Annotated in this window: 26 protein-coding genes; 20 read left to right on the top strand and 6 right to left on the bottom strand. The window is 30.7% G+C overall.

Going from position 1 to position 26528, the window contains the following annotated elements:
- The first annotated feature begins 32 nt into the window (after positions 1-32).
- The 5 genes from LGK95_RS06230 to LGK95_RS06250 all read left to right on the top strand — a co-directional run bounded on the left by LGK95_RS06230 (position 33) and on the right by LGK95_RS06250 (position 5968).
- A complete protein-coding gene (locus LGK95_RS06230; RefSeq protein WP_226123322.1) occupies positions 33-1430 on the top strand; it encodes a beta/alpha barrel domain-containing protein in 1398 nt (465 codons plus the stop codon).
- A gap of 52 nt (positions 1431-1482) precedes the next feature.
- Positions 1483-3417 (top strand): aconitate hydratase, encoded by a 1935-nt coding sequence (locus LGK95_RS06235; protein ID WP_226123323.1) that lies wholly within the window; start codon positions 1483-1485, stop codon positions 3415-3417.
- Positions 3418-3421: 4 nt separating this feature from the next.
- A complete protein-coding gene (locus LGK95_RS06240; protein ID WP_226123325.1) occupies positions 3422-4435 on the top strand; it encodes an isocitrate/isopropylmalate dehydrogenase family protein in 1014 nt (337 codons plus the stop codon).
- 193 nt (positions 4436-4628) lie between these two features.
- On the top strand, positions 4629-5309 hold the full coding sequence (locus tag LGK95_RS06245; RefSeq protein WP_226123327.1) for a pseudouridine synthase: 681 nt from the start codon (positions 4629-4631) through the stop codon (positions 5307-5309).
- Between the two features lie 113 nt (positions 5310-5422).
- Positions 5423-5968 carry an NADH peroxidase gene (locus tag LGK95_RS06250; protein ID WP_226123329.1) on the top strand — a complete coding sequence of 182 codons (546 nt, stop codon included), beginning with the start codon at positions 5423-5425 and terminating at the stop codon, positions 5966-5968.
- 49 nt (positions 5969-6017) lie between these two features.
- Here the strand turns inward: LGK95_RS06250 and LGK95_RS06255 are convergent, their stop codons facing one another.
- Complete coding sequence (locus LGK95_RS06255; protein ID WP_226123332.1) at positions 6018-6344, bottom strand: DUF1540 domain-containing protein; 327 nt, start codon at positions 6342-6344, stop codon at positions 6018-6020.
- Positions 6345-6950: 606 nt separating this feature from the next.
- On the opposite strand from LGK95_RS06255, the gene LGK95_RS06260 reads away from it, so the two are divergent.
- Complete coding sequence (locus tag LGK95_RS06260; protein ID WP_226123334.1) at positions 6951-7397, top strand: hypothetical protein; 447 nt, start codon at positions 6951-6953, stop codon at positions 7395-7397.
- Between the two features lie 52 nt (positions 7398-7449).
- Here the strand turns inward: LGK95_RS06260 and LGK95_RS06265 are convergent, their stop codons facing one another.
- The gene (locus tag LGK95_RS06265; protein ID WP_226123336.1) at positions 7450-8232 is read right to left on the bottom strand and encodes a 3'-5' exonuclease; all 783 of its coding nucleotides are present in this window, start codon (positions 8230-8232) and stop codon (positions 7450-7452) included.
- Between the two features lie 319 nt (positions 8233-8551).
- Between LGK95_RS06265 and LGK95_RS06270 the strand changes: the two genes are divergently transcribed.
- The 4 genes from LGK95_RS06270 to LGK95_RS06285 all read left to right on the top strand — a co-directional run bounded on the left by LGK95_RS06270 (position 8552) and on the right by LGK95_RS06285 (position 13171).
- The gene (locus tag LGK95_RS06270) at positions 8552-10711 is read left to right on the top strand and encodes a DNA topoisomerase III (protein ID WP_226123338.1); all 2160 of its coding nucleotides are present in this window, start codon (positions 8552-8554) and stop codon (positions 10709-10711) included.
- 190 nt (positions 10712-10901) lie between these two features.
- Positions 10902-11624, top strand: coding sequence for a CAP domain-containing protein (locus LGK95_RS06275; protein ID WP_226123339.1), 723 nt, complete (start codon positions 10902-10904; stop codon positions 11622-11624).
- 207 nt (positions 11625-11831) lie between these two features.
- Complete coding sequence (locus LGK95_RS06280) at positions 11832-12284, top strand: pyridoxamine 5'-phosphate oxidase family protein (protein WP_226123341.1); 453 nt, start codon at positions 11832-11834, stop codon at positions 12282-12284.
- A 44-nt stretch (positions 12285-12328) separates the two neighbouring features.
- Positions 12329-13171 (top strand): CPBP family intramembrane glutamic endopeptidase, encoded by an 843-nt coding sequence (locus LGK95_RS06285; protein ID WP_226123343.1) that lies wholly within the window; start codon positions 12329-12331, stop codon positions 13169-13171.
- A gap of 106 nt (positions 13172-13277) precedes the next feature.
- Here LGK95_RS06285 and LGK95_RS06290 read toward each other — a convergent pair whose 3' ends face one another.
- A complete protein-coding gene (locus tag LGK95_RS06290; protein WP_226123345.1) occupies positions 13278-13550 on the bottom strand; it encodes a spore coat protein in 273 nt (90 codons plus the stop codon).
- 22 nt (positions 13551-13572) lie between these two features.
- Entirely contained in the window at positions 13573-13782 is a 210-nt protein-coding gene (locus LGK95_RS06295) for a hypothetical protein (RefSeq protein ID WP_226123348.1), read from the bottom strand.
- A gap of 287 nt (positions 13783-14069) precedes the next feature.
- On the opposite strand from LGK95_RS06295, the gene LGK95_RS06300 reads away from it, so the two are divergent.
- The 5 genes from LGK95_RS06300 (at position 14070) to larB (ending at position 19567) form a co-directional block, all read left to right on the top strand.
- Positions 14070-15101 (top strand): glycosyltransferase family 4 protein, encoded by a 1032-nt coding sequence (locus LGK95_RS06300; RefSeq protein ID WP_226123349.1) that lies wholly within the window; start codon positions 14070-14072, stop codon positions 15099-15101.
- A 4-nt stretch (positions 15102-15105) separates the two neighbouring features.
- Positions 15106-16095: a lysylphosphatidylglycerol synthase transmembrane domain-containing protein gene (locus LGK95_RS06305; RefSeq protein WP_226123350.1), complete on the top strand. Its 990-nt coding sequence runs from the start codon at positions 15106-15108 to the stop codon at positions 16093-16095.
- A 67-nt stretch (positions 16096-16162) separates the two neighbouring features.
- Positions 16163-17347 carry a glycosyltransferase family 4 protein gene (locus tag LGK95_RS06310; protein ID WP_226123351.1) on the top strand — a complete coding sequence of 395 codons (1185 nt, stop codon included), beginning with the start codon at positions 16163-16165 and terminating at the stop codon, positions 17345-17347.
- Between the two features lie 131 nt (positions 17348-17478).
- Positions 17479-18768 carry a nickel pincer cofactor biosynthesis protein LarC gene (gene larC / locus LGK95_RS06315; RefSeq protein ID WP_226123352.1) on the top strand — a complete coding sequence of 430 codons (1290 nt, stop codon included), beginning with the start codon at positions 17479-17481 and terminating at the stop codon, positions 18766-18768.
- Positions 18769-18820: 52 nt separating this feature from the next.
- Positions 18821-19567 carry a nickel pincer cofactor biosynthesis protein LarB gene (gene larB / locus LGK95_RS06320; RefSeq protein ID WP_226123353.1) on the top strand — a complete coding sequence of 249 codons (747 nt, stop codon included), beginning with the start codon at positions 18821-18823 and terminating at the stop codon, positions 19565-19567.
- Between the two features lie 92 nt (positions 19568-19659).
- Here larB and LGK95_RS06325 read toward each other — a convergent pair whose 3' ends face one another.
- Positions 19660-20790, bottom strand: a complete 1131-nt coding sequence (locus LGK95_RS06325) for a glycosyltransferase family 4 protein (protein ID WP_226123354.1) — start codon at positions 20788-20790, stop codon at positions 19660-19662.
- Positions 20791-21001: 211 nt separating this feature from the next.
- Between LGK95_RS06325 and LGK95_RS06330 the strand changes: the two genes are divergently transcribed.
- From LGK95_RS06330 to LGK95_RS06345, 4 genes are read left to right on the top strand one after another with little or no spacing between them, the layout of a single operon-like run.
- On the top strand, positions 21002-22012 hold the full coding sequence (locus LGK95_RS06330) for a CotS family spore coat protein (RefSeq protein ID WP_226123355.1): 1011 nt from the start codon (positions 21002-21004) through the stop codon (positions 22010-22012).
- Positions 22013-22016: 4 nt separating this feature from the next.
- Positions 22017-22256, top strand: a complete 240-nt coding sequence (locus tag LGK95_RS06335) for a hypothetical protein (RefSeq protein WP_226123356.1) — start codon at positions 22017-22019, stop codon at positions 22254-22256.
- 29 nt (positions 22257-22285) lie between these two features.
- Complete coding sequence (locus LGK95_RS06340; RefSeq protein ID WP_226123358.1) at positions 22286-23050, top strand: hypothetical protein; 765 nt, start codon at positions 22286-22288, stop codon at positions 23048-23050.
- A gap of 32 nt (positions 23051-23082) precedes the next feature.
- The gene (locus LGK95_RS06345; protein WP_226123360.1) at positions 23083-24138 is read left to right on the top strand and encodes a CotS family spore coat protein; all 1056 of its coding nucleotides are present in this window, start codon (positions 23083-23085) and stop codon (positions 24136-24138) included.
- 86 nt (positions 24139-24224) lie between these two features.
- Here LGK95_RS06345 and LGK95_RS06350 read toward each other — a convergent pair whose 3' ends face one another.
- A complete protein-coding gene (locus LGK95_RS06350) occupies positions 24225-25355 on the bottom strand; it encodes a glycosyltransferase family 4 protein (RefSeq protein ID WP_226123362.1) in 1131 nt (376 codons plus the stop codon).
- A gap of 139 nt (positions 25356-25494) precedes the next feature.
- On the opposite strand from LGK95_RS06350, the gene LGK95_RS06355 reads away from it, so the two are divergent.
- Positions 25495-26499, top strand: a complete 1005-nt coding sequence (locus tag LGK95_RS06355) for a CotS family spore coat protein (RefSeq protein WP_226123364.1) — start codon at positions 25495-25497, stop codon at positions 26497-26499.
- Positions 26500-26528 lie beyond the last annotated feature (29 nt).

The raw sequence follows: 26528 nt of genomic DNA on the forward strand, positions 1-26528 counted from the left end.
GCAAATAAGGGGGAAAAGGGGGAAAATAAGAAATGAAAGACGTTCAATCAACAAATAATAATAATCCTAAAAGGGCAATAAGTAAATTTAGGTTGAAAAATGTAGAACATCCTAAGTTGTTTAAAGATATATTCCCATACTCAGAAATTCCTAAGATCGTTTTTGGTAAGGAACAGATTCCAATGTCTATACCTGAGGATATTTGGATTACGGATACTACATTTAGAGATGGGCAACAGTCTATGGATACCTATACTGAAAAGCAGATAGTTAAAATATTTGACTATCTACATAGACTTGACAATAATTCTGGTATAATTAGACAAACTGAATTTTTTCTATATACTGAGAAGGATAGAAATGCTGTCAAGAAGTGTTTAGAAAGAGGATATAAATTTCCAGAGGTAACTTCTTGGATAAGAGCAAACAAAGAAGATTTTAAGTTGGTTAAGGATATGGGACTTAAGGAAACCGGAATGCTTATGTCGTGTTCTGATTATCATATATTCAAAAAACTCAATAAAACAAGGCAAGAGGCTATGGATTTATATGTATCACTGGTGGAAGAGGCTATAGAAAATGGTATAGCTCCAAGATGTCATCTAGAAGATATAACTAGGGCTGATTTTTTTGGATTTGTAATTCCACTAGTACAAAGACTTATGGAAATTTCCAAAAAATCTGGTATTAAGGTAAAGATTAGAGCCTGTGATACATTAGGACTTGGATTACCATACTCAGGGACAGAGCTACCAAGGAGTGTACAACATATTATAAATGGATTGATAGTTTATGGTGGAGTCCCTTCAGAATATCTTGAGTGGCATGGACATAATGATTTTTATAATGTAGTTCCAAACGCTACAACAGCATGGCTTCATGGATGCTCTGCTATAAATACTTCACTTTTTGGTATTGGTGAGAGAACAGGTAATTGTCCACTTGAAGCTATGATTATAGAGTATGGTCAATTAAGAGGGAATGTAAAAAACATGAATCTTAAGCTAATAAGTGAAATTGGTGAATACTTTGAAGGCGAGTTTAAATATAGTATTCCACCTAAAACACCATTTGTAGGTAGTGAATTTAATGTTACGAGAGCGGGTATACATGCAGATGGAATATTAAAAGATGAAGAAATATATAATATTTTTGATACTGAAAAAATATTAGGTAGGCCAATAGTTGTTGCAGTTAATGAACATTCAGGGCATGCAGGTATAGCAGCATGGGTTAATACTTATTTTAGATTAAAGGATATAGATAAGATAGATAAAAAAGATAAAAGAATTAATATTATGAAAGATTTGGTAGATGAGCAATATGAGACAGGAAGAACAACTGTAATGAAAAGTGAAGAACTAGAATTAATTGCAAAGAAGATCATTCCACAGTTAAGTGTAAAAGGACAAGACACGGAAGCTTGTTGATATAGGTTAGATATTGTAAGTTCTATTTATATATAAAAAATGGAGGGATATCATGGCATATACTGTTGCGCAAAAAATAATTAAAGCACATTTAGTTAAGGGCGAAATGATTACTGATAGAGAGATAGCTATTAAGATAGATCAAACCTTAACTCAAGATTCTACAGGTACAATGGCGTATCTTCAATTTGAAGCTATGGGGATTGATAAAGTTGAAACTAAGAAATCTGTTGCATATATAGACCACAATATTTTACAAACTGGTCCTGAAAATGCAGATGATCATTTATATATACAGACTGTTGCAAAAAAACATGGCATATATTTTTCTAAACCAGGTAATGGGATATGTCATCAGGTTCATTTAGAAAGATTTGGTGTTCCAGGAGAAACTTTACTTGGATCGGACAGTCATACCCCCACTGGTGGAGGAATAGGAATGCTTGCTATAGGTGCAGGAGGACTAGATGTTGCTGTTGCAATGGGTGGTGGAGAATATTATATAACAATGCCTAAAATTGTTAAGGTTAATTTAACAGGAAAGCTTAGCCCTTGGGTTGCAGCTAAGGATATAATACTTGAAGTATTAAGACGTTTAACAGTTAAGGGTGGAGTCAACAAAATATTTGAATATGCAGGTGATGGACTAAAAACTCTAAGCGTACCAGATAGAGCAACTATAACAAATATGGGTGCAGAGCTTGGAGCTACCACTTCATTGTTTCCTAGTGACGAGATAACGCATAAGTTTTTAAAAGCTCAGGATAGAGAAAAAGATTTTGTAGAGCTTAAAGCAGACGATGGAGCAGTATACGATGAGACAGTTGAAATAGATTTAAGTAAAATAGAGCCTCTTGTTGCTTGTCCTCATAGTCCAGATAAGGTAGTTCTTGTATCATCTTTAAAGGATATAAAGGTAGACCAAGTGTTAATAGGAAGTTGCACTAATTCATCTTATGTTGATATGATGAAAGTTTCAAAAGTGCTCTTAGGTAAAACTATACCCGAGGATATGTCACTTGCTATTGCGCCGGGTTCAAAGCAAGTTTTAAATATGTTGTCTAAAAACGGTGGACTTGGAGATATGATTGATGCGGGTGCAAGAATACTCGAAAGTGCATGTGGTCCATGTATAGGAATGGGTCAAGCTCCTTCAACAGGTGCAGTATCACTTAGAACATTTAATAGAAACTTTAAAGGAAGATCTGGAACGGTTTCTGCGAATGTTTATATTGTAAGTCCAGAAGTTGCAGTTGCATCGGCACTTACAGGACATATAACAGACCCAAGAGAACTCGGTGAGGCAATTATTGTACCAATGCCAGAAGAATTCTTGATTAATGATAATTTAATAATAAGCCCAGCTGAAGACGGCAAAGATATAGTGGTAAAAAGAGGCCCTAATATAAAGCCATTCCCTAAAGCAAAAGAGTTAATAGGAAATGTGGAAGGTAAAGTTCTAACTAAATTAGAGGATAATATTACAACGGATGATATAATGCCATCTAATGCTAAATTACTTCCATTTAGATCTAATATCCCATACCTTGCAGAGTTTTGTTTAACACCTAGCGATGCAGAATTTCCAGCTAAGGCTAAAAAATATGATGGTGGAATTATAGTAGCAGGTTCAAACTATGGTCAAGGATCAAGTAGAGAACATGCAGCACTTGCACCGCTTTACTTAGGTATTAAATTCGTTCTTACAAAATCATTTGCTAGAATTCATAAGGCTAATTTAATTAATAATGCTATAATACCATTGGTATTTAAAGATGTTAAAGATTATGAAAATATAGATATGATGGATGAATTAGTTATTGAAGATGCTGCTGAGCAGATTAAAAAAGGCGTAGTTATTGTAAAAAATATAACAAAAGGGTCTGAGTACATAACTTTACCTGAAGTAACGCAAAGAGAAAAAGATATGCTTATACACGGCGGATTAATAAACCTTATGAAAAACAAGAGAAAAGGAGGGGTTTAAAACTATGAAGCATAATATAACACTTATACCCGGTGATGGAATAGGACCAGAAGTAACATCAGCTGCCGTTAAGATATTAGAAAAAAGTGGAGTAGAAATTAACTGGGAAACAGTACGTATGGGTGCGGAAGTTATAGAGGAGTTTAACACTCCTATTCCTTCCTACGTTTTAGAAAGCATTAAAAAGAATAAAGTTGCACTTAAAGGACCTGTAACTACACCTGTTGGTACGGGGTTTAAAAGTGTTAATGTTACATTAAGACAGGAATTAGATCTATATGCTAATATAAGGCCGATAAAAACACATGAAGGTGTTCCATCAAGGTTTGGAGATGTAGACTTAATAATAGTTAGAGAAAACAGTGAGGATTTATATGCAGGTATAGAGCATATGATTACAGAGGATATTGCTGAGAGCATAAAGATAATAAGCAAAAAAGCTAGTGATAGAATAGTAGAATATGCTTTTAAATTAGCAAAAGAACAAAATAGAAAAGAAGTTATAGCTGTTCACAAAGCAAATATTATGAAGCTTTCTGATGGACTATTTTTAAGATGTGCAAGAAACGTAGCAAGTAAATATAAAGATATAGCTTTTGGAGATGTTATAGTTGATGCTATGAGTATGAAGCTTGTAATGAATCCAGAAAAATATGATGTGCTTGTTATGCCTAACCTGTATGGAGATATACTCTCTGATATGGCAGCGGGTCTAGTTGGAGGTCTAGGACTAGTTCCAGGTGCAAATATTGGAGAAGAAGGTGCAGTTTTTGAGCCGGCTCATGGATCGGCTCCAGATATAGCCGGGCAGAACATAGCAAACCCAACTGCCTGTATTCTATCTAGCGTAATGATGCTAAGATATATAGGAGAAGTAGATGCGGCAGATAAAATAGAGAAAGCCGTGGAAGCTGTTTTAAAAGATGGAAAACATTTAACTTGTGATTTAGGTGGCAACACTGGAACTCGCGAGTTTACCCAAATCGTCATTGATAAGATGGAAGAACAAACCAATTAATGTTTGTAAAATTTCAACATATATCAAAAAATAACTCATGAGCAGATTGCTTATGGGTTATTTTTTATAGAAAGATGTTATAGTAATATAAAGTATAACGTTTATAACATGGTTTAAAATGCAAATGCATTCGGTATAATAATTGGAATGGAATTTATATTTTAGGTGAGTAGTGAAAGGATAAAGATTTATTATGAGAATAAATAAACTTTTTAGCAATTATGGTATTTGTTCAAGAACTGATGTTAATAGACTTGTAGAGGAAAACAGGATAATAGTAAATGGAAAACTTTGCTTGCCTGGACAGTGGGTAGAAGTAGAGGATAATATTCTCCTTGATAATGATAATATTAAGGCGAGAGATAAGATTTATATTGCACTAAATAAACCAGCGGGTATTACTTGTACTGCAGAAAAGTCAGTAGAAAGCAATATAATTGATTTTATAAATTTCCCGGGGTATATTTTCCCGGTTGGTAGATTGGATAAAAATTCTAAGGGATTAATATTAATGACGAATGATGGTGAATTGGCGAATAATATTCTAGAGTCTAAAAATGAACATGAGAAAGAGTATATAGTAACTGTGAATAAGCCTTTTGATGACTTTTTTATTAAAGGAATGTCTGAAGGTGTTCAAGTTTGCGCAGTTATGACTAGACCTTGCAAAGTCATTATGGTTAGTAATGATACTTTTCGTATTATTTTAACCCAAGGACTAAATAAACAAATTCGCAGAATGGCAAAGGCTTTTGGATATACAGTTATAAGCCTTGAACGAACTAGAATTATTAATATAAAAATAAGTGGGATAGATGTTGGATCGTGGAGATACCTTACCGAGATCGAGGTAAGTGAATTAAGTAATCTCTAGACCGAATATGTTGGTTATAAACCTACTAAAATTAATTTTATAATCTTTGACTAAAATATATAAAAAAGGAAAATACTATATTGATTAAAGTATGTTTCCTAGGAGGATTATAAATGAAAAGATTTGTGTGCACCGTATGTGGATATATACACGAAGGAGAACAGCCACCGAAAGTATGCCCGATTTGCAAGGCTGATTCAAGTAAATTTAATGAGGTAAAAGATAATTTAATATGGGCAGATGAACATAAAGTTGGTGTTACAGCAGATATTGATAGTGAGATTATTGATGACTTAAGAGCTAATTTTATAGGCGAATGCACAGAAGTTGGTATGTACCTTGCTATGTCTAGGCAGGCAGATAGAGAAGGCTTCCCAGAAATTGGCGAAGCATATAAAAGAATTGCATTTGAAGAAGCAAATCATGCATCTAGATTTGCAGAGATTTTGGGCGAAGTGGTAAAGCCTAATACTCAGGAAAATTTAAAGGCACGGGTTGAGGCAGAGTATGGAGCATGCGCTGGAAAGAAAAAGCTTGCAGACCTTGCAAAAGCGAAAAATCTTGATGCTATTCATGATACAGTACATGAAATGTGCAAAGATGAAGCAAGACATGGAAGAGCCTTTAAAGGACTATTAGATAGATATTTTGAAAAATAGATAAAAGTAACCTCTTAGTATAGATACTAAGAGGTTACTTTTATAAAACCTACTGTTTATCTGGTTTGAAAGTACAGCAGTCGGTTTCTGTATAGAGATTAACTGAATCACCATTAACATCTATAGATTCAGCATTACAAAGGTTGTCAGCGTTATAGGTGCAAGTACCTACGTTACAGGTAATTGCATTACATTCATTACCTTTATCATTAATGTTATTTGTAAGTTTGCTATAAAGTTTAACATCCATAAATGTAGCACAACAAGTGTCATCATTTTTTTTTGCGCTTTTTCCACCTACATTAATTATGTTAGCAAAACATGTGTTATCATTGTTATGGGAGCAATTTGCAACACCGCAGTTAATCTTTGACATTATATCTCCTCCTTAATGTATCTACTAAGAAGTTTAACCATAATGAAAAGAAAATATCTATAATTCAGATTTTAATATTGTTTAAATAAATAATATTAAGATTTATTTAGAATTAAGCGCTATTACTTCTATGAATGTGGTATAATGAAAATAATGTAGTAAAATAAACATGTGTGTTCTAGAGAAAATTGAGTTGTTAATAAAAAATTAGGGAATATTGAAGTTATATATAATTTAAAATCCCTTATAAGGCATGAAAAAAATAGGCTAGTATGCTGACTGGTTATTTTTTTAAGATGCCTAATTAGAAGAAAGAGGTGTCCTATCATAAAAAACGGAAATGAAAACAAAACAGAAATTAAAACAGAAACTACTAAAGTTGAAGTTAAATTAAACAAATATCAGACGCTAGAAGAAATTACATTTTTAAAAATAGTTAAAAAAGATGGCACAACCATTGATTGTAAAATAGATACTGAGGATTTACAAAGGGTACTCGAAAAAGGTCGTTGGTTTGCAGAGTGGAATAAGGATTTTAATAATTTCTTAGCACAAAATCTAGGTAGTTATTATATCGAAGAAAAGAAATATAGAAGAAAGCAAAGTTTGCAATCATTTATATTAGATGTTCATCCAAAAGCACCTGTAAGACATATTAATGGAGATACTCTAGATAATAGAAAATCCAACTTAGAAGTATATGATCAAAACACAAAGAATAGTTATGAAGCATTAGATGAAGATTCTGTTGCTGTAATATTAAGAGACAGATATGGTAAAGAGAAATCAAGAACAATAATTGATAAAGAAGATGTAAATAGAGTAGTCAACAATGGTTATACATGGGTCCTATTTAAGAAAGACATGGAACCTTATGCTGTAGCAAATACTCCTGAAGGAAAAATTTATTTAAATAGATTTATAATGGGTACAACTGAAGACATGGTTACTCATCCTATAAATCTTAATACATTAGACAATAGAAAAGCTAATCTAGAGAATAAAAATGCTAATGTAGAAGATGTTAAATTAAATGAAGAAACAGAAAACTAATAAATAATAAAATTTATAAAGATCAGTATAGGAAATAGCGCTATACTGATCTTTATTTTTTTAATTTCGGATCAGAAACAATATTAATTTGAAACTGGTTTGTTTTACCCATAATGTATGCTAGTTTAATTATTGATTTTTCATCAACAGTCATTTCGCGCTCAAACATTTTTTCAAATTGTTTTGTTAAGTTGTGAAAGTCTATTTTGTAATTTTGAGTTTTAGATCTCTCTAACAATGGACGTTTATCATGATTATATATGCTAGTTTTAATATCTGCGTTGTAAATTTTCTTAAATACTTCTGCAGTATAATAAGCATCATTTAAAGCATTATGGAACTTATTTTCAATAGGTACTTCTAGTAACTCGGTTGCATTACTCAGCCCGATATTAATTCCTTTTTTGCAGTTGAGTGCATTTGATGCATAGGACTGAATGTTAATGAATTCTGTAGGAACTATGGTGGCATCTAATTCATAGTATTCAATATTCCTAAATAGTTCTTTTATATCGGCTACTCCCCATACGCATAGTACGTTTTTATCAGCTTCAATGAATTTTGAGAAATTTTCATACATTTCTTTTAAAGATTTACCTTTATCTAATTCATCCATTGTTATGCCAGTAAGTTCTTTTACAAAAGGGTTAAGAGCAGGATATATTTGAGGTTTTACTAAAATATCAAGAGTTCCTATTGTTTCTAAATTATTATTTAGTTTTACAGCTCCTATTTGAATTATTTCAAAAGGACATTTAGGGTTTATTGTATTTTTAGTTTCTTTTGAAAAATTATATCCTTGGTTAAATTCTAAATCAAATACTATATAATTCATTTAATTACCTCTAAACTTATATTATTATATTATGGATTTTAATAATGTATATTATGAATTTAAATAATATATATTATGAATTTAAATAATATATATTATGTAGTATATCATTTATGACAATAAAAAACATCTCCATTGCTATGTCTTTAACAACAAAAATTGAACATTACATATAAAGTGGTTTATAATAAGTATAGTTACAATATTATATATTTTAGATATTTACATCTACTGGTATTATAATTTTTTAATAAAAATAAATAAATAGAACTGGGTAAATCTCAGTAAATTATTTAATATATGAGAGGAAGTTTTATGAATGGGAAAAATATTAGTGCTTGCAGAAAAACCGTCAGTTGGACGTGAATTAGCAAAAGTCTTAAATTGCACTCAAGGTGGAAATGGATACTTAATGGGGGCAAAGTATATTGTGACTTGGGCACTTGGACATCTTGTAACACTAGCTGGCCCAGAAGACTATGATCAAAAATATAAAAGCTGGAAAATGGAAGATCTCCCTATGTTACCTAAAGATTTAAAACTGGTAGTTATTAAGGAAACTTCTAAGCAATATAAGATTGTGCGCGAACTTCTTAAAAGAGCTGATGTAGATGAGCTTGTTATTGCAACAGATTCGGGGCGTGAGGGAGAGCTAGTTGCGCGTTGGATCATTCAAAAGGCAGGATTTAGAAAGCCTATTAAGAGGTTATGGATCTCCTCTCAAACTGAGAAAGCAATAAAGGACGGATTTGCAAATCTTAAACCTGGAAAAGATTATGAAAACTTATTTTGGGCAGCGCAATCAAGAGCAGAAGCAGATTGGTTAATAGGACTAAACGTAACTAGGGCATTAACTTGTAAATATAATGCTCAATTGTCGGCTGGAAGGGTCCAGACACCTACTTTAGCACTTATTGTTGATAGAGAAAATGAAATAAAAAAATTCATTCCAAAGGATTACTGGACAGTAAATGGTAAGGTAAATGGTTTTACAGTTCATTGGGCAAGTAAAAACGGAGACTCACGTACATTTGACAAGCAAAAGGCAGAAGAAGTCGCAGCTAAAGTAAACAATCAAATGGGCACCGTCGTAGAGCTAAATAAAGCATCTAAAAAAGAATTGCCTCCACTTGCGTATGATTTAACTGAGCTTCAAAGAGATGCAAATAGAAAATTTGGATTTTCAGCAAAACAAACTCTTAATATAATGCAGAAATTATATGAAAATCATAAGATATTATCTTATCCAAGAACAGACTCTAGGCATATTACTACAGATATTGTAGCAACGCTCATGGATAGGTTAAAGAGTATAGCGATAGGACCATATGAGAAAGCGGCTAGAAGCATAATAAAAGGTAGAATACACACTACAAGTAGACTTGTGGATAATAGCAAGGTATCAGATCATCATGCTATAATTCCAACAGAGCAGCATGTAGATTTATCAAGCCTTAACAAAGAAGAAAAAAGCATTTATGACTTAGTTGTAAAAAGATTTTTAGAAGTTCTAAGTCCAGCGTTTGAGTATGAGCAAACTACTGTGAAAATAAAGGCTAAGGGTGAAACTTTTTCTGCAAAAGGAAAAATAGTTAAGTCAAAGGGCTGGAAAGAAATAAGTAGTTCTAATGAAAATGAAGACAAAGATCAATCTCTACCACCGATAAATAAAGGTGAAGAAGTTAAACTTACTTTAGTTAAATCTGTAAATGAGAAAACAAAGCCACCTGCTAGATATAATGAAGCAACATTACTTACAGCTATGGAACATCCAGGAAAAGATATCCAGGATGAAAGTCTTCGAGAAGCTTTGGATAATACTTCAGGACTTGGAACACCAGCAACAAGAGCAGATGTTATTGAAAAATTATTCAACATCTTTTATATGGAGAGAAGAGGTAAAGAAATTTTTCCGACCTCAAAAGGAATACAGCTAATAGGTTTAGTTCCTGAGGAATTAAAATCGCCTGAACTTACCGCTAAATGGGAAAAGCAGCTTCAACTTATAAGCAAAGGAAAAGCTAATTCTATGAATTTCGTAAAAAGTATGAGGGAATATGCAGTGAAGCTTGTGAAGAACGTTGTAGCTTCAAGTGAAATATATAAGCATGACAACGCTACAAGAGTTAAATGTCCTGAGTGTAGTAAATATCTCCTTGAAGTTAACGGCAAAAGAGGGAAGATGCTCGTATGCCCAGATAGGGAATGTGGATATCGTAAGGGTGTATCACAAATTTCTAATGCACGTTGTCCTACTTGTCATAAGAAAATGGAGATTAGAGGCGACGGGGACAATAAAATATTCGTTTGTGGTTGCGGTTATAGAGAAAAGCTTTCAGCCTTTAACAAACGCCGTGAATCAGAAAAAAGTGCTTTAAATAAAAAAGATGTTAGTAGATTTTTGAATCAGCAGAATAAGAAGGATGAACCTATAAATTCTGCTATGGCAGATGCTTTTGCCAAGCTTAATTTAAAATAGTAAGAAATAAGATACAAAGGGTTTAGTAAAACAAAAACGACAGAATAAGTACAAATATGAGCAATTACGACATAATATTACAAAATAACCATGAATAAAAGATGCGAATACCTCACTTAGATGATAGTATGGGTATACAAAGAGAAAAACTTACTTTGTATATTAAAATTAGGAAGGTGAGGTACAAAAGATGAAGAAAAATTTAAGAACACTAATATTAACTTTAGGTATTTTAGCAACAACAGGAATAGGTTCAACGGTGTATGCTCAAGATGTTAACACCACTAATTGCACAATTAAGGCAGGAGAAAGTATACAACAGATATGCGCTAAGTATGGGGTTAAAGCTTCAGATTGTTTAGTTGTTAAATCTCAGGTAAATACTCCTTGCAAGGCAACACCTGCAAAAGCGACACCTACAAAGGCGACACCTACAAAAGCAGCACCTGCAAAAGCGACACCTACAAAGACGGCAGCTACAAAAGCAGTGCCTACCAAGGCAACAACTGCACCAGCTACGACAGCAAATAACAAATTAGAAAAAGAAGTAGTAACATTAGTTAATAAGGAAAGAGCAAAACAAGGACTAGCTTCTTTAAAAGATAATTCACAGCTTGCGAGTGTAGCTAGAACTAAGTCGCAGGATATGGTAGATAAAAACTATTTCGATCATACATCACCAACTTATGGCTCACCTTTTGATATGATGAAACACTTCGGTATTACATATACAGCAGCTGGTGAGAACATTGCAATGGGTCAACAAACCGCATCTTCAGTAATGAGTTCTTGGATGAATTCTCCAGGGCACAAAGCTAATATTTTAAGTAAGGATTTTACTGAAATAGGAGTTGGAATAGCAAAAGATAAAAGCGGAGCTATTTATTGGACTCAAGAATTTATAGGAAAATAAATAATCGAGTATTAATCTGTGTTTCTAAGTATTGGGTTTTCCAATATAAGAGACACAGATTTTTTTGTGTTAAAAACTAATTTAATTGGATAGTAATAGATGTTATCTATAGAAAAATTTGCATTAAGTTAATATAATAATGTATAAAATGTATGTTACACTTAGAAATACGATATGAGAAAGTGAAGTGAAGATGTAATGAAATCAATGAGAAGAGTTGAAAGGCAAATGAGTGAGGTGGAAGCCCTTGAACTTTTAGCAACGAGCGAATATGGTATATTTGCTACCTGCACAGAGGAAAATCAACCTTATGGAGTACCATTAAGTTATGTGCTTATAGACAGAAAAATATATTTACATTGCGCAAGAGTCGGAACTAAACTAGATAATATTATTCTAAACAATAAGGTTAGTTTTACAGTCGTTGGTAAAACAAAGATTTTACAAGATGAATTTAGTACAGAGTATGAAAGTGTCATAGTATTTGGACGCACAACATTTCTAAAGGACGAAGAAAAAGATAAGCCTCTAATGGAGTTTATAAGAAAATATAGTCCTGAATTTATAGAAGAGGGACGGATATATATAGATAAAGCTAAGGTAAAAACTACATTGATTAAAATAGAAATATGTAGTTTAAGTGGAAAGCATAGGGTATAAATAATACGTATATGCGTATAAATATAAATAGAAAGTGTGATTAAATGGAATTCTTAGAAAACTTAGAAAATGGAAGCACAAATATTAAAAAAATGGGAATTGTTAAAGCTCTATTTGTAATGTTTCTATCAATTTTATTGGAAGTATTTGGTCAAGTACCAGAAGAGATTACAGATTTATTCTCTGGGAAATATGAAAAAGCACTCCCCTATGTAATTTTTGTTTTTGGTGTATTGGTTAAATATTATGTTGTTATCATTTTACTTAAATGGCTTAGCAATAAAGAAATTGAACAAAAACCTAGATATTACTTAAATCTTGCAAGTTTTCTCAATGCAACACTTATGGTTATAGCCTTTCGTATAATATTTGATAACAGTTTAACTTTGTGGATAGGTTCAATATCTATACCAAATATTATCAATGAAGGATTTAATGAGTTTCGTGTTTCGTCAATTATATCTATATTTAGTGTTATGATTGTAGCACCTATATATGAAGAAATTATTTTCAGAGGAATATTGTTAAGAGGAATGGCTAAAAAAATTAATCCTAATATAGCAATTGTAGTATCTGCATTATTGTTTGCAATAGTGCATATAAATATTCCTCAAGGTATAAATGCATTTTTTCTAGGACTTGTTCTTGGATTTATATATTTAAAATCAGGATCAATTTATTTAAGTGTGTTTTCACATTTCGTAAATAACCTTATGGCACTTTCGGTTTCTTCGTTTTTTTCATCAATAGGAGGAAAGTATGCTATTGGAATTCACGGAATGTATTTAATTATAGGAGTTATATTTTTAGTCATAGCTTTCAGTGGACATAATCAAAACAAAATTAAGAATAAATCCGATATATATAAAGAATTTATGGAAATTTAAATATTATTAACTAGAAATGTAAAATGTATTAAATATAATTTTATAAGTACATAAAAAACCTCTAACATATTTATATGTTAGAGGTTTTTTAATATAATAAAGATAATTATCTTAATTCATTCATTAGTTGGTTAGCTTCATTTTTTAATTGTTGCACTTCGTTATCTGCAGCATCTTTTGTAGGATACCAGCCCTTTTGTTTCATAGCATCAAATATCATATATTGTATATTTTGATTATTTTTAAAATTATCAATTAATACGTTTCTTAAATTTGCGCAAGAAGATTCGGTTATCCCTGTACTGTACGCTGTAATAGATTGTTTCTCAGTAGCAAGCAAATCCTGCATTAAATCTTTTTCAGTCATTCCTGTATTCATGTAATATCCCTCCATTTATATTTTATTTGTGAGAATCAAGGTAAGTTTTTAATGTATTAAAATTCTGTTTATGAGTTTGACTAGCTTCATTGCAAAGATTCTTTAAATTCTGATCTGCGCATTGTGAACCATATTCATTAAATTTTTTGTTAAGCAATGACTCATACCCTAATTGATCTTTAATTACTTTTAAGTTGTTACTTTCTAATTGTTTGTTTTCATTATTCATCATATCCATTACCTCCAGTCTTTTTTAAAATATCACAAGAGTATTATCTACTTTTTACATTAGAAATATGAGTGGTAAAATAATGAAAATAAAACATATAATTAAAATATACCTTACACATAATTATTTAATGTTAAAATAAAAAAAGTTGGGCAAAATTAATTATAAACAGGTTTTTATAGCTAAATGGTAAAATTTAAGAAAACTTTAAGGTAATATTAATCAATACTTAATAAAAATAGAGTACAATAAATGTATTAACAAGGTTATATTAGATAGGAGTGACTATTATGCCTACTATAAATATGCTATCATCAGCAGATAAAATCAAAGGTCAAGGGGTAGGTTCAGCTTACTTAGAGCAAGTAAATCTAGTCCAAAATGGATTAGATAAAGAATATAAAGTAGTAATAAATAAAAGAGCAAGAACCGAAATAATGCATTATCATACTATTGACTTCAAGCATTATTTAAGTATACCTTTTGCTAAGAGAAAAGGTGTAACTGTGGGGTATGTACATTTTTTGCCAGAAACTATTGAAGGTAGTATTAAGTTGCCTAGATTTATTGAAAAGATTTTTTATAAATATATCATAAGTTTTTATAACGGTATGGATTATTTAGTTACTGTTAATCCTAACTTTATACCTAAGCTTGAGGCATACAATATTGATAAAAAGAAAATCACGTATATTCCTAATTATGTTTCAAGTGAAAAATTTTATAATATCACTAATGAGGATAAACTTATTGCAAAACAAAAACTTAATATTGCAAAGAATTCTTTTGTTGTTCTTGGAGTAGGTCAGATACAAACAAGGAAAGGCGTCATTGATTTTATTAATATAGCAAAAAAGCTTCCTGAAGTACAATTTATTTGGGCTGGTGGTTTTTCTTTTGGGAATATTACTGATGGATACAAAGAATTAAAAAACGAAATGGATAATGCACCAAAAAATATATTATTTACAGGGATAGTTGACAGAGATTTGATGAATGATATATATAATGTATCAGATGTTTTATTCATGCCATCTTACAACGAGCTTTTTCCTATGTCAATACTCGAAGCAATGAATACCTACACTCCGATATTATTAAGGGATTTAGAACTATATGAGGATATACTATTTGATTATTACTTGAAAGAGCATGATAATGAAGGATTTATAAGTGCAATAAAAAAACTAAAAAATGATTCGAGTTATTATGAGAATGCTAAAAACAAAGCTATAAGAGGACATAATTTCTATTCAAAAGAGAGTGTACTTGATATGTGGAAAATATTTTACAAAAAGGTTTGGAGAATAAAGGGCAGGTAAATTAATGAAAAATTATAAACTTAATTTTTTTATAGGAATTGGTTCTGGGATTATATTTATTTTGCTCATTATATTGTCGCACGGTTGGGTGGATTTAATTCATCAAATAAAAAATTTGCAAATTCGATGGATAATTGCAGCAATATTTTCAATGGTGTTGTATTGGATATTTGAAGCCAAAACATTGCAAAGTATTATTTTTTTAATTAAAAAAGACTATAAATTTAAAAAAGCATTTAAAGTTACTATGATAGGACAGTATTTTAATTCAATTACACCATTTGCATCTGGTGGCCAGCCAATGCAGTTATATGCACTTACAAAACAAGGACTTGGGGCAGGTAATTCAGGGTCGGCACTTATGATTAAATTTATTATCTATCAAACAATATTAACTATTTACTCATTAATTCTTATATTCTGGAAAGCTAGTTTTTTTAAAAGTAAGATGAGCAACTTGTTTTATTTAATAGGGATAGGATTTATAGTTAATGCAAGTATAATTATATTCCTTGTTATATTTTCTAAATATCGTAAATTAACACATAAATTAATATTAGTTTTATCTAAGATATTAGGGAAATTTAAATTAGTAAAAGATACAAACAAAATTCAAACGCATATTAATAATAATTTGGATCAGTTTCATGATAATATGGAGATAGTAAAACACAGTAAACGATTGTTAATTAAACCTGTTTGTTATACAACATTTCAATTAACCATAATTTTTATTATCCCTTATTTTATTTATCTTAGTTTTGGTATGAGTTATGCTAACATAGGTAGCATGATAGCTGGAACTGCATTTGTAATGATGTTAACAGCGTTTATACCATTGCCTGGTGCCGTTGGTGGAGCAGAGGGGGCATTCTATATGTTTTTTAGTTTGTTTTTCGCATCTAATAATATAATGGCTGCTATATTATTATGGAGATTAATTACATTTTACTCCTGTATAATCTTTGGTTTTTATGCGTTTATGAAAGATTAAGGGAAATAATAATGCATATTAAATAGAGAATTTTTAAATAAATTATAGTATTTAAAGGGGAATGATTATGAATATTGGAATTTTTAGTGATACTTATTATCCGCAAGTGAGTGGGGTAGTTACGTCAACTATGATACTAAGAAATGAGTTAATCAGACTTGGGCATAATGTAACCATCATTACAGTTACACACCCGGATGTAGAGGAGCAGGAAGGCATCATTAGATTGCCTAGCATACCGTTCTTCTTTTTACCTTCTCAAAGAGTTGGGATGATATATTCACATAAAATTATGAATAAAATAAAAAAACTAGACCTAGATATAATACACACACAAACAGAATTCAGCATAGGTATATTTGGAAGAATTGTTGCAAAAAGGTTAGATATTCCTGTTGTTCACACTTATCATACTATGTACGAGGATTATATTCATTATGTATCACGTGGTATAATGCTTAAGCCTGCTTCTCAATTTGCAAAGAAGGTAAGTAAACTATATTGTAGAGATTGTAGTGCGATAATAGTACCAACAATAAAAGTAAAAGAGGCATTAGAGCAATATGGTTTAAGAAGACATATAGATGTAATACCTACAGGGGTTAATATTGAACCATTCGAAAGAAGTAATTATGATGAACAACTTATCAAAAATGAGAAGAAATCTTTTGGAATAAATGAAAATGAACCAGTGATATTGTTTATTGGGCGTATTGCAAAAGAAAAAAGCATAGATGTAATTATAAATAGTATGAGTGAATTAACAAAAAAAATAGCGAATTGTAAATTGCTCATTGTAGGTGATGGCCCTGAACGTGAAAATCTAGAAGTGTTAACTAAAGAGCTAGGAATTTCAGAGTCTGTTGTGTTTGCGGGTGAGAAACCCTGGGCGGATATAGGCAAATATTATCAAATGGGAGATGTGTTTGTAGGGGCATCACTTACTGAAACCCAAGGTTTAACATTTGCTGAAGCTATGGCAGCACAAGTTCCTGTGGTGGCCAAATATGATAAAAATTTAGATGGTATAATAAATGACAAAATTAATGGAAGAGTTTTTTATAATGATGAAGATTTAGCTGGAATATTATTCGGCATCTTAAGGGATAAAGACGGGCGCGATCTTATGGTAAAAAATGCTTACAATGGAATAGAACCATTATCATCTAAGTGTTTTGGAGAAAATGTTGAAAAAATCTATATGGAAGTTGAAAAACAAAATTATATGTTAGCAAATCAAAAAGTAACGTAATTAATTTATGAGAAGAGAGTTGTAAAAACAATTATCTTCTTTTTATTTTAATTTTTTTTATATATATTTATTTTATAATTTTTATTTATTTGGTACAATTAAATAAATACAAAAGAAATGGAGTAGATGAAATGAAAATACTATATTATGATTGTTTTTCTGGTATTAGTGGTGACATGAATTTAGGAGCATTACTAGATTTAGGTATAGATAAGAAGTATTTAATTGACGAATTAATCAAACTAAATTTAGATGGATATGAAATAAAAGTATCAAGAGGGATAAGAAAAGGAATAGAGGGTACTAAGGTAGATGTAGTTTTACTGGATCATCAGCATGATGAAGGTGTTCCTCATCATGAACATAATCACGATGAGGATGAAGCTGCGCACTTTCATGAAGATGATAACCATAGCAATCATCAGCATCGAAATCTTAAAGATATAAAAGAGATTGTAGAGGTCAGTGATTTAAGCTTAAAAGTAAAAGAACTAAGTATGAAAATGTTTATGAAAATCGCTCTAGCTGAGTCAAAGGTTCATGGAAAGCCATTATATGAAATTCATTTTCATGAGGTAGGAGCTGTAGACTCCATTGTAGATATAGTAGGGGCTGCTATTTGTTTGGATTATTTAAGTGTTGATAAGATAATGAGCTCGTCAGTTGAACTCGGTGGTGGGTTCGTTAAGTGTGCTCATGGACTTATACCAGTGCCAGCACCTGCTACTGTCGAAATATTAAAGGGAATTCCAGTAAAACTTGGAGCGGTTCTCTTTGAAACCACAACACCTACAGGAGCAGCAATTCTCGCAGCAAATGTGGTTGAATTTAAAGATAACAATAATTTTATAATAAATAAAATAGGATATGGCATAGGTAATAGAGATACTGAAATCCCTAATGTACTAAGAGTTATGTTAGTAGAACAAGAAAATAAGGAAGTGAAATATATAAATAAATTGGAAGGAGTATATAAAGCCAAAGATGTTAATGAAATATTTGAGCATATTATTGAATGCAATATAGATGATATGAATTCAGAATTATATGAATTCATCATTGATAAGCTTTTTAATGAGGGAGCCTTGGATGTATATTTAACTCCAATTATTATGAAAAAAGGAAGACCAAGTATAAAAGTAAGTGTTTTGTGTAAGGATGAAAAAGTGGATAAGATAAAAGAAATTTTATTTAGAGAAACTACTACATTTGGTATTAGAAGTTTTAATGTTAATAAGACAAAACTTCAAAGAAAGTTTATTAAAGTAAGTACTAGTTATGGTGAAGTTACAGTCAAAGAAGCTTACTATAAAGGTGAAAAAATAAAAAGTAAATTGGAGTACGAAGAATGTAAGAAGATAGCTCAAAGTTTAGGATTTCCTATAAGTAAGGTATATAATCAATTAAAAAACGAAATATAAATTAGGTTTGTATGCTACAAAATAAACGTAAAGATAAAAAAGGTGGGTATATATGAATTCAAAAGAAATGAAAATATTTCTTAAATCTATTAAAAATGGTGATATATCCATTGAAGATGGTATGGATAAATTAAAAGATTTCTCCTATTCAGATTTAGGATTTGCAAAAATAGATAATCATAGAGAACTTAGAGTTGGCTACCCAGAGGTTATATATTGTGAAGGTAAAACTGTGGAGCAGATAAAGGACATTGTTAGTTTAATGATTACTAAGGATGTAAACATTCTTGGAACAAGGGCATCTGGGGAAATGTATGACGGGGTAAGGCAGGTCTGTGATGATGCCGAGTACAATGAACTTGCGAGAACAATTGTAATTAAGAGGAAGGACGTTGAAATTCAAAGTACTTATATCGCATTAGTAACAGGAGGAACTTCTGATATACCGGTTGCAGAAGAAGCTGCAATTACTGCAGAAATTTTTGGGAACAAGGTCGAAAGGATTTATGATGTGGGAGTAGCAGGCATACATAGGTTATTTGAGAACCTAGATGTTATAAGGCGTGCTAGGGTAGTAATTACAGTGGCGGGAATGGAAGGTGCTTTAACAAGCGTTGTCGGAGGATTAGTTGATAAACCAGTTATTGCTGTTCCGACAAGTGTAGGATATGGAGCTAGCTTTAAAGGGCTTGCTGCACTTTTAAGTATGTTAAATAGTTGTTCTAGTGGAGTTAGTGTTGTTAATATTGACAACGGCTTTGGAGCAGGATATTTAGCAAGCATAATTAATAAATTATAAATTATAAATTATAAATTATAAATTATAAATTAAATATTAAAGAAGGCTTGCATATTAATTATGCAAGCCTTCTTTAATGTAAACTAATTATATTAAGAAGTAGATCCAGAATTGTGTATGCTGTCATACACTTTAAGGGTGCTACGTGCAGTATTTTGCCATGAGAATTCTTTGGCTCTTATCAATGCCTTAGAACTAAGTTCTGTTCTTAAACTTTCATAACTTAACAAATTGCCTATTGCGTTAGATATTTCTGAAATATCATATGGATTAATTAAAATTCCGCCATCACCAACTACTTCTGGGATAGATGTAAGACTAGAAGCGATTACGGGGGTGCCACAGTTCATTGCCTCTAGAGGTGGTAGTCCAAAGCCTTCGTAATAAGACGGATATATGAAAGTATCACAGCAGTTATAGAATAGAGGTAAATGATCCTCAGGTACATAACCAGTAAAAATAACATTAGATTCCATTTTTAATTCATTTGTAAGTTTTACTAACTTTTGATCAGGGTCTTTATAGTCACCTACAATAACTAAATCATATTTCTTATTTAAATCCTTATATACTTTAGAAAAAGCAATTATGGCAGATGAGATATTCTTTCTTTCGCTGAAACCACCTAGGTAGAGTATAAATGGATTTGCTAAATTATATGCTTTCTCTAGAAAATTTTTACAATGACATTTGTCTAAAGGCATATATTTTTTATCAGCAGCCAAGGGAGTTACAAAAACCTTACGCTCATCTATTGGAAAGAATTTAAGAATATCCCTTTTGGAAAATTCAGATACTGTTATTATTCCATCTGAACCACCTATAATTATTGGCATCTCTTTTAAAAACTTAAGCAAATATCCTTTGCCGACTGTCTCTGGCATAACGTATGGAATTAAATCATGTATAGTGACAATTTTTTTGCAAGTTATTTCTTGCGAGAAACCTATGCCGTTTTGGGGCATATGATATACGTCTATGTTTTCTTTTGTAATATTTTCTGGGAAATAGTAGTCTTCAAAGAACCTTTGGTGTTTTTTAGAGGTCATTACTACTTTGCAGTTATCTTTTTTTATGCTCTCATAATTATTACCTGACCAAAAAACATGGTAGTCATTAACGACATCTATGTTAAGTAAATTTTTCAGTACATTTTCTGTATAAGTTCCTATACCAGTGCCGCTATATAAATTGATGCCCCTAGCATCAATTGCAATCTTCATAGGTTTCACTCCTTAATATTATTAAAAAAACCCTATACTCAATGAAATCATTTAAAAAACTCTTCACTTATTTATTAAATTTATTTAAAAGATAATATATATTAATATATTATTTTAACTTAAAAAGTGTGCTATATGAGCAAATATAATTAAGCACAAATTATTCAAGAAGTTCATATATTGCAATAGAACAATATTTTGGAGGCATGACTTGGAAATCCAGGAATTAAAGGAGATAGTAAAGGATAATTATTCTCTTTCTATTAATAATATAAAAAAAATAAAGAATGTTTGTAAAATAGAAAGTAAAGAGGGTATGTACTGCTTGAAAATCATTAATTATGAGTTTAAGCATTTTCTATTTATTGTTGGTGTTATAGAACATTTACAAAACAATGGTTTTCAAAATATACCGAAAATTATTCCTACTAAATGTAATGAGAAGTATATAAAACTTGAAAACAAATATGCTTATTTAACGCCTTGGGTAGACGCAAGAGAATGTGATTATGATAATCCAGAGGAAATAAAATTATGTTCATCTAAACTTGCACAGCTCCATATAAAAAGTTTGAATTTTAAAGTTAAACCTGATATGAAACCTAGAATAGCATGGCTTAAATGGATAGAAACTTTTAGGACTAGAGAAAATGAGATATTAGATTTTAAAAGAAGAATAAGTGAAAAAGAGAATAAGACTACATTTGATAATAACTACTTAAAGATAATGCAGGATGAGTTTGCACGGGGTAATAGATCGATAGACAATCTGTGTAAAAGTAAATATATTGATAAGATGAAAGAGGAAATTAAACATAGGGGATTCTGCCACCATGATTATGCTCATCATAATGTATTGATGGAAAAAGGTGGAGGAATCAGCATTATTGATTTTGATTATTGCATTTTAGATACTCATTTACATGATTTAAGTAGCCTTCTGATAAGAAGAATGAAAAATGGCAAATGGAGCCTTGAAAACGCACTAACTATAATGGATGAATATGATGCTACAAATTTAATATATAGGAGTGATATAGAAGTGATGGCAGCATTTATGGAATTCCCCCAGGAATATTGGCAAATAGGTATTCAATATTATTGGGAAAAAAAGAATTGGGGAGAGGAGTTTTTTTTGAAAAAGCTTGAAAAGATGCAGGAAGATATAGTAGAAAAACAAATTTTTATTGAACAATTTAGAAAAATAAAATATGGGAGGTAATATTATGGGAAAGAGTAGAAAAGATATGGGCGCGGATGATATTGAAAATGAGAAGAGTGAAATTGAGAAAATGGAAGTACAAGAATCCTCTGTAGAGGATTATGATATGAAACTTGATAATATGAAAGAAGAAGTAAAAAAGCTTAAAAAAATAAGAAGAAGGCAAAAGAAACTTAATGAGTTAGAATTTCAGCAAAGAGAGATATTAAAAAAGATGGACAAAAATCGTAAAAGAAATAAATAAAGTAATAGATTGAATTTGAGGTGGTGCGAGTGGCAATAAGCATCTATAATGATTTTTCTGACTATATGGTGTTTAAAGGTATCAACAATGTAGATGTAATTGATTTTGAGTATAAAAATATAGAATTAGAAATAATTGAAAAATTAGTAATAAGGCAATTTGGCGCTATTTATGCTTTTCATAAAAAATCTTTAGGTTTTGATGGTTACCTCAGGAATAGGCTAAATAACAATACAGGAAAAACAATAGAAGAATATAAAATCTCTGTTAAAAAGCTTTCTTGCGATATAAATAATATTAACAGAGAGGTACCTAAAAATGCTTACGAAAAATTAATTATTAAATATGGGGACGAAATTATTATTAGAGGGGAAGAATGCATTAAAACTGTATATGGTGCAAATTATTTAGAAATTTTAACAAGAAGCATGAGGCGAGGTGAGATATGCCTAGGAAACACATCTTTCCGGAACCTTAGACAAAATAATTCTATTGAAGTGGTTAGTTTTGAAAATTGCAGTTACAATATGGTGGAAATGGATTGTTTCTTTCTACTTAGTAAACTAAAGAGAAAAGGGTTAAACCTTAATTTTCATAAGTTAGCAGAGGAGTTCTGCTATATCGAAGGATTGGATAAGTCTAGCTTGAAATTTTTATTAGCAGTAATATCTTACCCTCATGAATTCATGAAATGTTGCAATAGGTATAGATCAGGTAAAAGGATGTGGCATGAGGATAGGTTTTCTGAGAAAATTATAAAAGCGATAGTTCAAGATGGAAAATCTTTGTTGTAAAGCAGTTAAGTTAGAATTAGAGAGGTGACGATATGTTAGATATTAGATATAAAGATAAGGCGTATTTAAGTAAATATGATTTAGATGTAAATTTATTTAACGAATTTGACCTAGTGGTTTATGATGTTATTCCAGTAAGAAAAGTATTTATACTTAATACTGACAAAGGTGATAAGGTTTTAAAAAAAGTTAACTATAGTATAAAGCAGCTCGAATTTATTAATTACGGTATTGAGTATATTAAAAATAATAATTTTAATAGAATCATTGAATTTGAAAAGACTAAATCTAACCTTATATATGTCCTTTGGAAAAGTGATATATATTGTATAATGAATTTAGTAGAGGGCAGAGAATGTGAGTATAGTAATCCAGTGGATGTAATGCTTACGTCTAGAGCAATAGCTGAGCTTCATAAAGCTTCACAAGGGCTTATAGATGAGGATGCATTTAAAAAGCTACTCCAGACTAATGAGCAGCGATACTCATGTGGTAAAATGATAGAAAATTTCAGTGAAAAATTAAAGGAACTCATGTTTTTCAAAAACATAGCAACTTTAAATGAAAATAAAAATGAGTTTGATTGTATATTTTTAGAACATGTACAATATTATGAGGAAAATATAATAAAAAGCATAAATATACTTAAAGGTTCGCAGTATTACAATTTATGTAAGGATAAAGAGAAAATAGTATTTTGTCACCATGACTTGGCTCATCATAATATATTAATTCATAAGGAAGAAGTATATTTCCTAGATTTTGATTATGCAGTTATAGATTTAAAGGTACATGACATTTGTAATTTCACAAATAAAGCTATCAAAGATTTCTGTTACGATATAGACAAATGCAACAGTATATTAAGCGAATATACATCAATAAATCCATTAGATGATAGGGAAATTAAGGTATTATATGGAATGCTTAGCTTTCCAGAGGATTTTTACAGTATATCTAGAGATTACTACACAAGAAAAAAACAGTGGAGTGAACAAATATTCTTGAGTAGATTAAAAAAGAAAGTAGAATATAAAAAAGATAGAGAAGAATTTTTGGAATCCTTTAAAGATTATTATAATTGTTAGTTAAGAAGCCCCCATAATGTTAAATACACTATGCGGGGCTTAAATTTTGAGGATTTGAAAGTAAAAACGCTTTGAAGTAAAGGCATTTATTTAAATTTTCCTAGTATATTTTGATATGCAAGTAGAGTATCTGCAGCTGTATGTTCCCAAGTTAGTGTCGAGGCTCTTTCTAATCCTTTAGTTATAAGGGAATGTCTCAAATCATCATCATTAAGCACATTATACATTTTTTCACTTAATTCATTAACATTATATGGATCTACAAGTAGAGTTGAGTCCTTAACTATCTCAGGTATTGAGGTAACATTTGATGTGATTACAGGCACTCCACAAGCCATTGCTTCAATTGGTGGTAATCCAAAACCTTCGTAAAAAGAAGGATATACAAAAAGCTCACAAGCATTATACATGAAGGGGATATGGTTCATAGATATAAACCCTGGAAAAATTACTTTATCTTCAATATGCAGATCTTGTGCTCTTTTTTTATAAATATCGTATGATTTACCTTTGTTACCTGCAACAACTAATTTAATATCTCTTTTTAGTTTTGGTAGGAGTAAGCTAAAAGAATTAAGTAATCCAAGAATGTTTTTTCTAGGGCTAAATCCTCCAATATATAGAATATAGTCACCTATAATAGAGTAATTATCTTCGATGATAGACTTACTAAGATTTTTATTGTAAGGTTTATAAATATCCTCACTAGCTAAATAAGTAACATATATTTTATCCGGTGGAAAGTTAAACGCCTTAACAATATCCTGCTTTGAATACTCTGATACTGTAATTATACCGTCACATAATGGAATAATATTAGGTAATTTCTCATTAAATATTTTTAAATATTGTTCACCAACTGTATCTGGCATTTTATAAGGAATAACATCATGCAGTGTGATAACGAAAGGACAATCTTTATTTGTTGGCAGTCCAATACCATTTTGAGGAACGTGGTATATGTCCATAGACTTGTCTATTAATGGGTTAGAGATATTCACCTCATTCCAAAAATTATTCTGATTAACTTGCTTTATATTATTTATATGGAAATTTTTTTTAAAAGGTATGTCTAATTTACAATCATCTGGGACAAAAAGCAAATAATCATTGTAATTGTCAATTTTATTTAAAGAGTGAATCAGTTGGTAAGAATATGTGCCTATACCAGTTCCTCTATACCATTTTGCTGCTCTAGCATCAATTCCAATTTTCATTTTAAGACTCCTTAAACACTAATTTAATATATCAATATATTTTATTATATTAAAAGAGAGCATAAATGTTGTTAAAATATACAAGTATTTATTCTAAAATAAAATATTAGTAATATAAATTATAAGGGGGGTGAGTAATATGATGAGGGAATTTGAAATCGAAAGACAATATGGCATTAAAATAGAAAGTATACGTCCCAACAAGGGAGTGTATTTTCTGAAGACAAATGACGGAGCTAAGTGTCTAAAGAAAATCAGTTATGGGACACAAAAACTTTTGTTCGTTTACGGAGCCAAAGAGCATCTTGCAAATAATGGATTTGACAAGGTTGATAGATATTTTTTGAACACTGAAGGAAATCCTTATGCATTAGTTAATGAAGATATTTACACACTGTCGACGTGGATAGATGGTCGTGAATGTGACTTTAACATTGAGGAGGAGTTAGTTGAAGCTTCAAAAAACTTAGCTTTGATGCATATTGCGTCAAAAGGGTATGATCCGCCAGAAAATAGTAAGCTAAAAACAGATCTTGGAAGATGGCCACATTTGATGGAAAAACGAATAAAATCCTTTGATAAGATGCAAAGCATGATTAGGAAAAAGAAGAATAACAAAACTGATTTTGATATGAATTATATAAGAAGTATGGAATCTCAAAAAGAACTAGGCAAAAGAGCTATGGCTATATTAGATGACTCTAGGTACTTTGATATATGTAGGCTAACTGAAGAAGAAAAAGGGTTTTGTCACCATGATTATACTTATCATAATATTATTATTGACAAAAATAATGATGTTAATATAATTGATTTTGATTATTGCAAAAGAGAAGTAAAAGCATACGATTTATCTAATTTTTTAATCAAAATGCTTAAAAATCAGGATTGGGACATAAAATATGCTGAAATAGTATTAGAGGCATATAGCAGTGTAAATCCTTTGTCAGAAGAAGAGTACAGACTTATATATGCATTTTTAGTATTTCCACAACGATATTGGAGACTTTGCAATAGATATTATTATAATGAAGTCACATGGATTCAAAATACCTTTAACAAGAAGATGGAGGAGTTAATTTCTGAAAAAGAAAAGTTTATGGTATTTATTGAAGATTATAAAAGGGTATTTAATCAGAAGTAGTGTCAACAATGCTATTTATAGCATGCGAC

The sequence above is a fragment of the Clostridium algoriphilum genome (assembly GCF_020443705.1).
Classification (GTDB): Bacteria; Bacillota; Clostridia; order Clostridiales; family Clostridiaceae; genus Clostridium_AD; species Clostridium_AD algoriphilum.

Excerpts from the sequence above, each read along its gene's own strand:
- LGK95_RS06295 (WP_226123348.1), bottom strand. The coding sequence starts at position 13,782 with ATGATGAATAATGAAAACAAACAATTAGAAAGTAACAACTTAAAAGTA.
- LGK95_RS06335 (WP_226123356.1), top strand. The coding sequence starts at position 22,017 with ATGGGAAAGAGTAGAAAAGATATGGGCGCGGATGATATTGAAAATGAG.
- LGK95_RS06300 (WP_226123349.1), top strand. The coding sequence starts at position 14,070 with ATGCCTACTATAAATATGCTATCATCAGCAGATAAAATCAAAGGTCAA.
- LGK95_RS06350 (WP_226123362.1), bottom strand. The coding sequence starts at position 25,355 with ATGAAAATTGGAATTGATGCTAGAGCAGCAAAATGGTATAGAGGAACT.
- LGK95_RS06230 (WP_226123322.1), top strand. The coding sequence starts at position 33 with ATGAAAGACGTTCAATCAACAAATAATAATAATCCTAAAAGGGCAATA.
- LGK95_RS06245 (WP_226123327.1), top strand. The coding sequence starts at position 4,629 with ATGAGAATAAATAAACTTTTTAGCAATTATGGTATTTGTTCAAGAACT.
- LGK95_RS06310 (WP_226123351.1), top strand. The coding sequence starts at position 16,163 with ATGAATATTGGAATTTTTAGTGATACTTATTATCCGCAAGTGAGTGGG.
- LGK95_RS06290 (WP_226123345.1), bottom strand. The coding sequence starts at position 13,550 with ATGAATACAGGAATGACTGAAAAAGATTTAATGCAGGATTTGCTTGCT.
- LGK95_RS06280 (WP_226123341.1), top strand. The coding sequence starts at position 11,832 with ATGAGAAGAGTTGAAAGGCAAATGAGTGAGGTGGAAGCCCTTGAACTT.
- LGK95_RS06355 (WP_226123364.1), top strand. The coding sequence starts at position 25,495 with ATGATGAGGGAATTTGAAATCGAAAGACAATATGGCATTAAAATAGAA.
- LGK95_RS06285 (WP_226123343.1), top strand. The coding sequence starts at position 12,329 with ATGGAATTCTTAGAAAACTTAGAAAATGGAAGCACAAATATTAAAAAA.
- LGK95_RS06345 (WP_226123360.1), top strand. The coding sequence starts at position 23,083 with ATGTTAGATATTAGATATAAAGATAAGGCGTATTTAAGTAAATATGAT.
- LGK95_RS06235 (WP_226123323.1), top strand. The coding sequence starts at position 1,483 with ATGGCATATACTGTTGCGCAAAAAATAATTAAAGCACATTTAGTTAAG.
- LGK95_RS06265 (WP_226123336.1), bottom strand. The coding sequence starts at position 8,232 with ATGAATTATATAGTATTTGATTTAGAATTTAACCAAGGATATAATTTT.
- LGK95_RS06305 (WP_226123350.1), top strand. The coding sequence starts at position 15,106 with ATGAAAAATTATAAACTTAATTTTTTTATAGGAATTGGTTCTGGGATT.
- LGK95_RS06325 (WP_226123354.1), bottom strand. The coding sequence starts at position 20,790 with ATGAAGATTGCAATTGATGCTAGGGGCATCAATTTATATAGCGGCACT.
- larB (WP_226123353.1), top strand. The coding sequence starts at position 18,821 with ATGAATTCAAAAGAAATGAAAATATTTCTTAAATCTATTAAAAATGGT.
- LGK95_RS06275 (WP_226123339.1), top strand. The coding sequence starts at position 10,902 with ATGAAGAAAAATTTAAGAACACTAATATTAACTTTAGGTATTTTAGCA.
- LGK95_RS06255 (WP_226123332.1), bottom strand. The coding sequence starts at position 6,344 with ATGTCAAAGATTAACTGCGGTGTTGCAAATTGCTCCCATAACAATGAT.
- LGK95_RS06240 (WP_226123325.1), top strand. The coding sequence starts at position 3,422 with ATGAAGCATAATATAACACTTATACCCGGTGATGGAATAGGACCAGAA.
- LGK95_RS06250 (WP_226123329.1), top strand. The coding sequence starts at position 5,423 with ATGAAAAGATTTGTGTGCACCGTATGTGGATATATACACGAAGGAGAA.
- LGK95_RS06270 (WP_226123338.1), top strand. The coding sequence starts at position 8,552 with ATGGGAAAAATATTAGTGCTTGCAGAAAAACCGTCAGTTGGACGTGAA.
- larC (WP_226123352.1), top strand. The coding sequence starts at position 17,479 with ATGAAAATACTATATTATGATTGTTTTTCTGGTATTAGTGGTGACATG.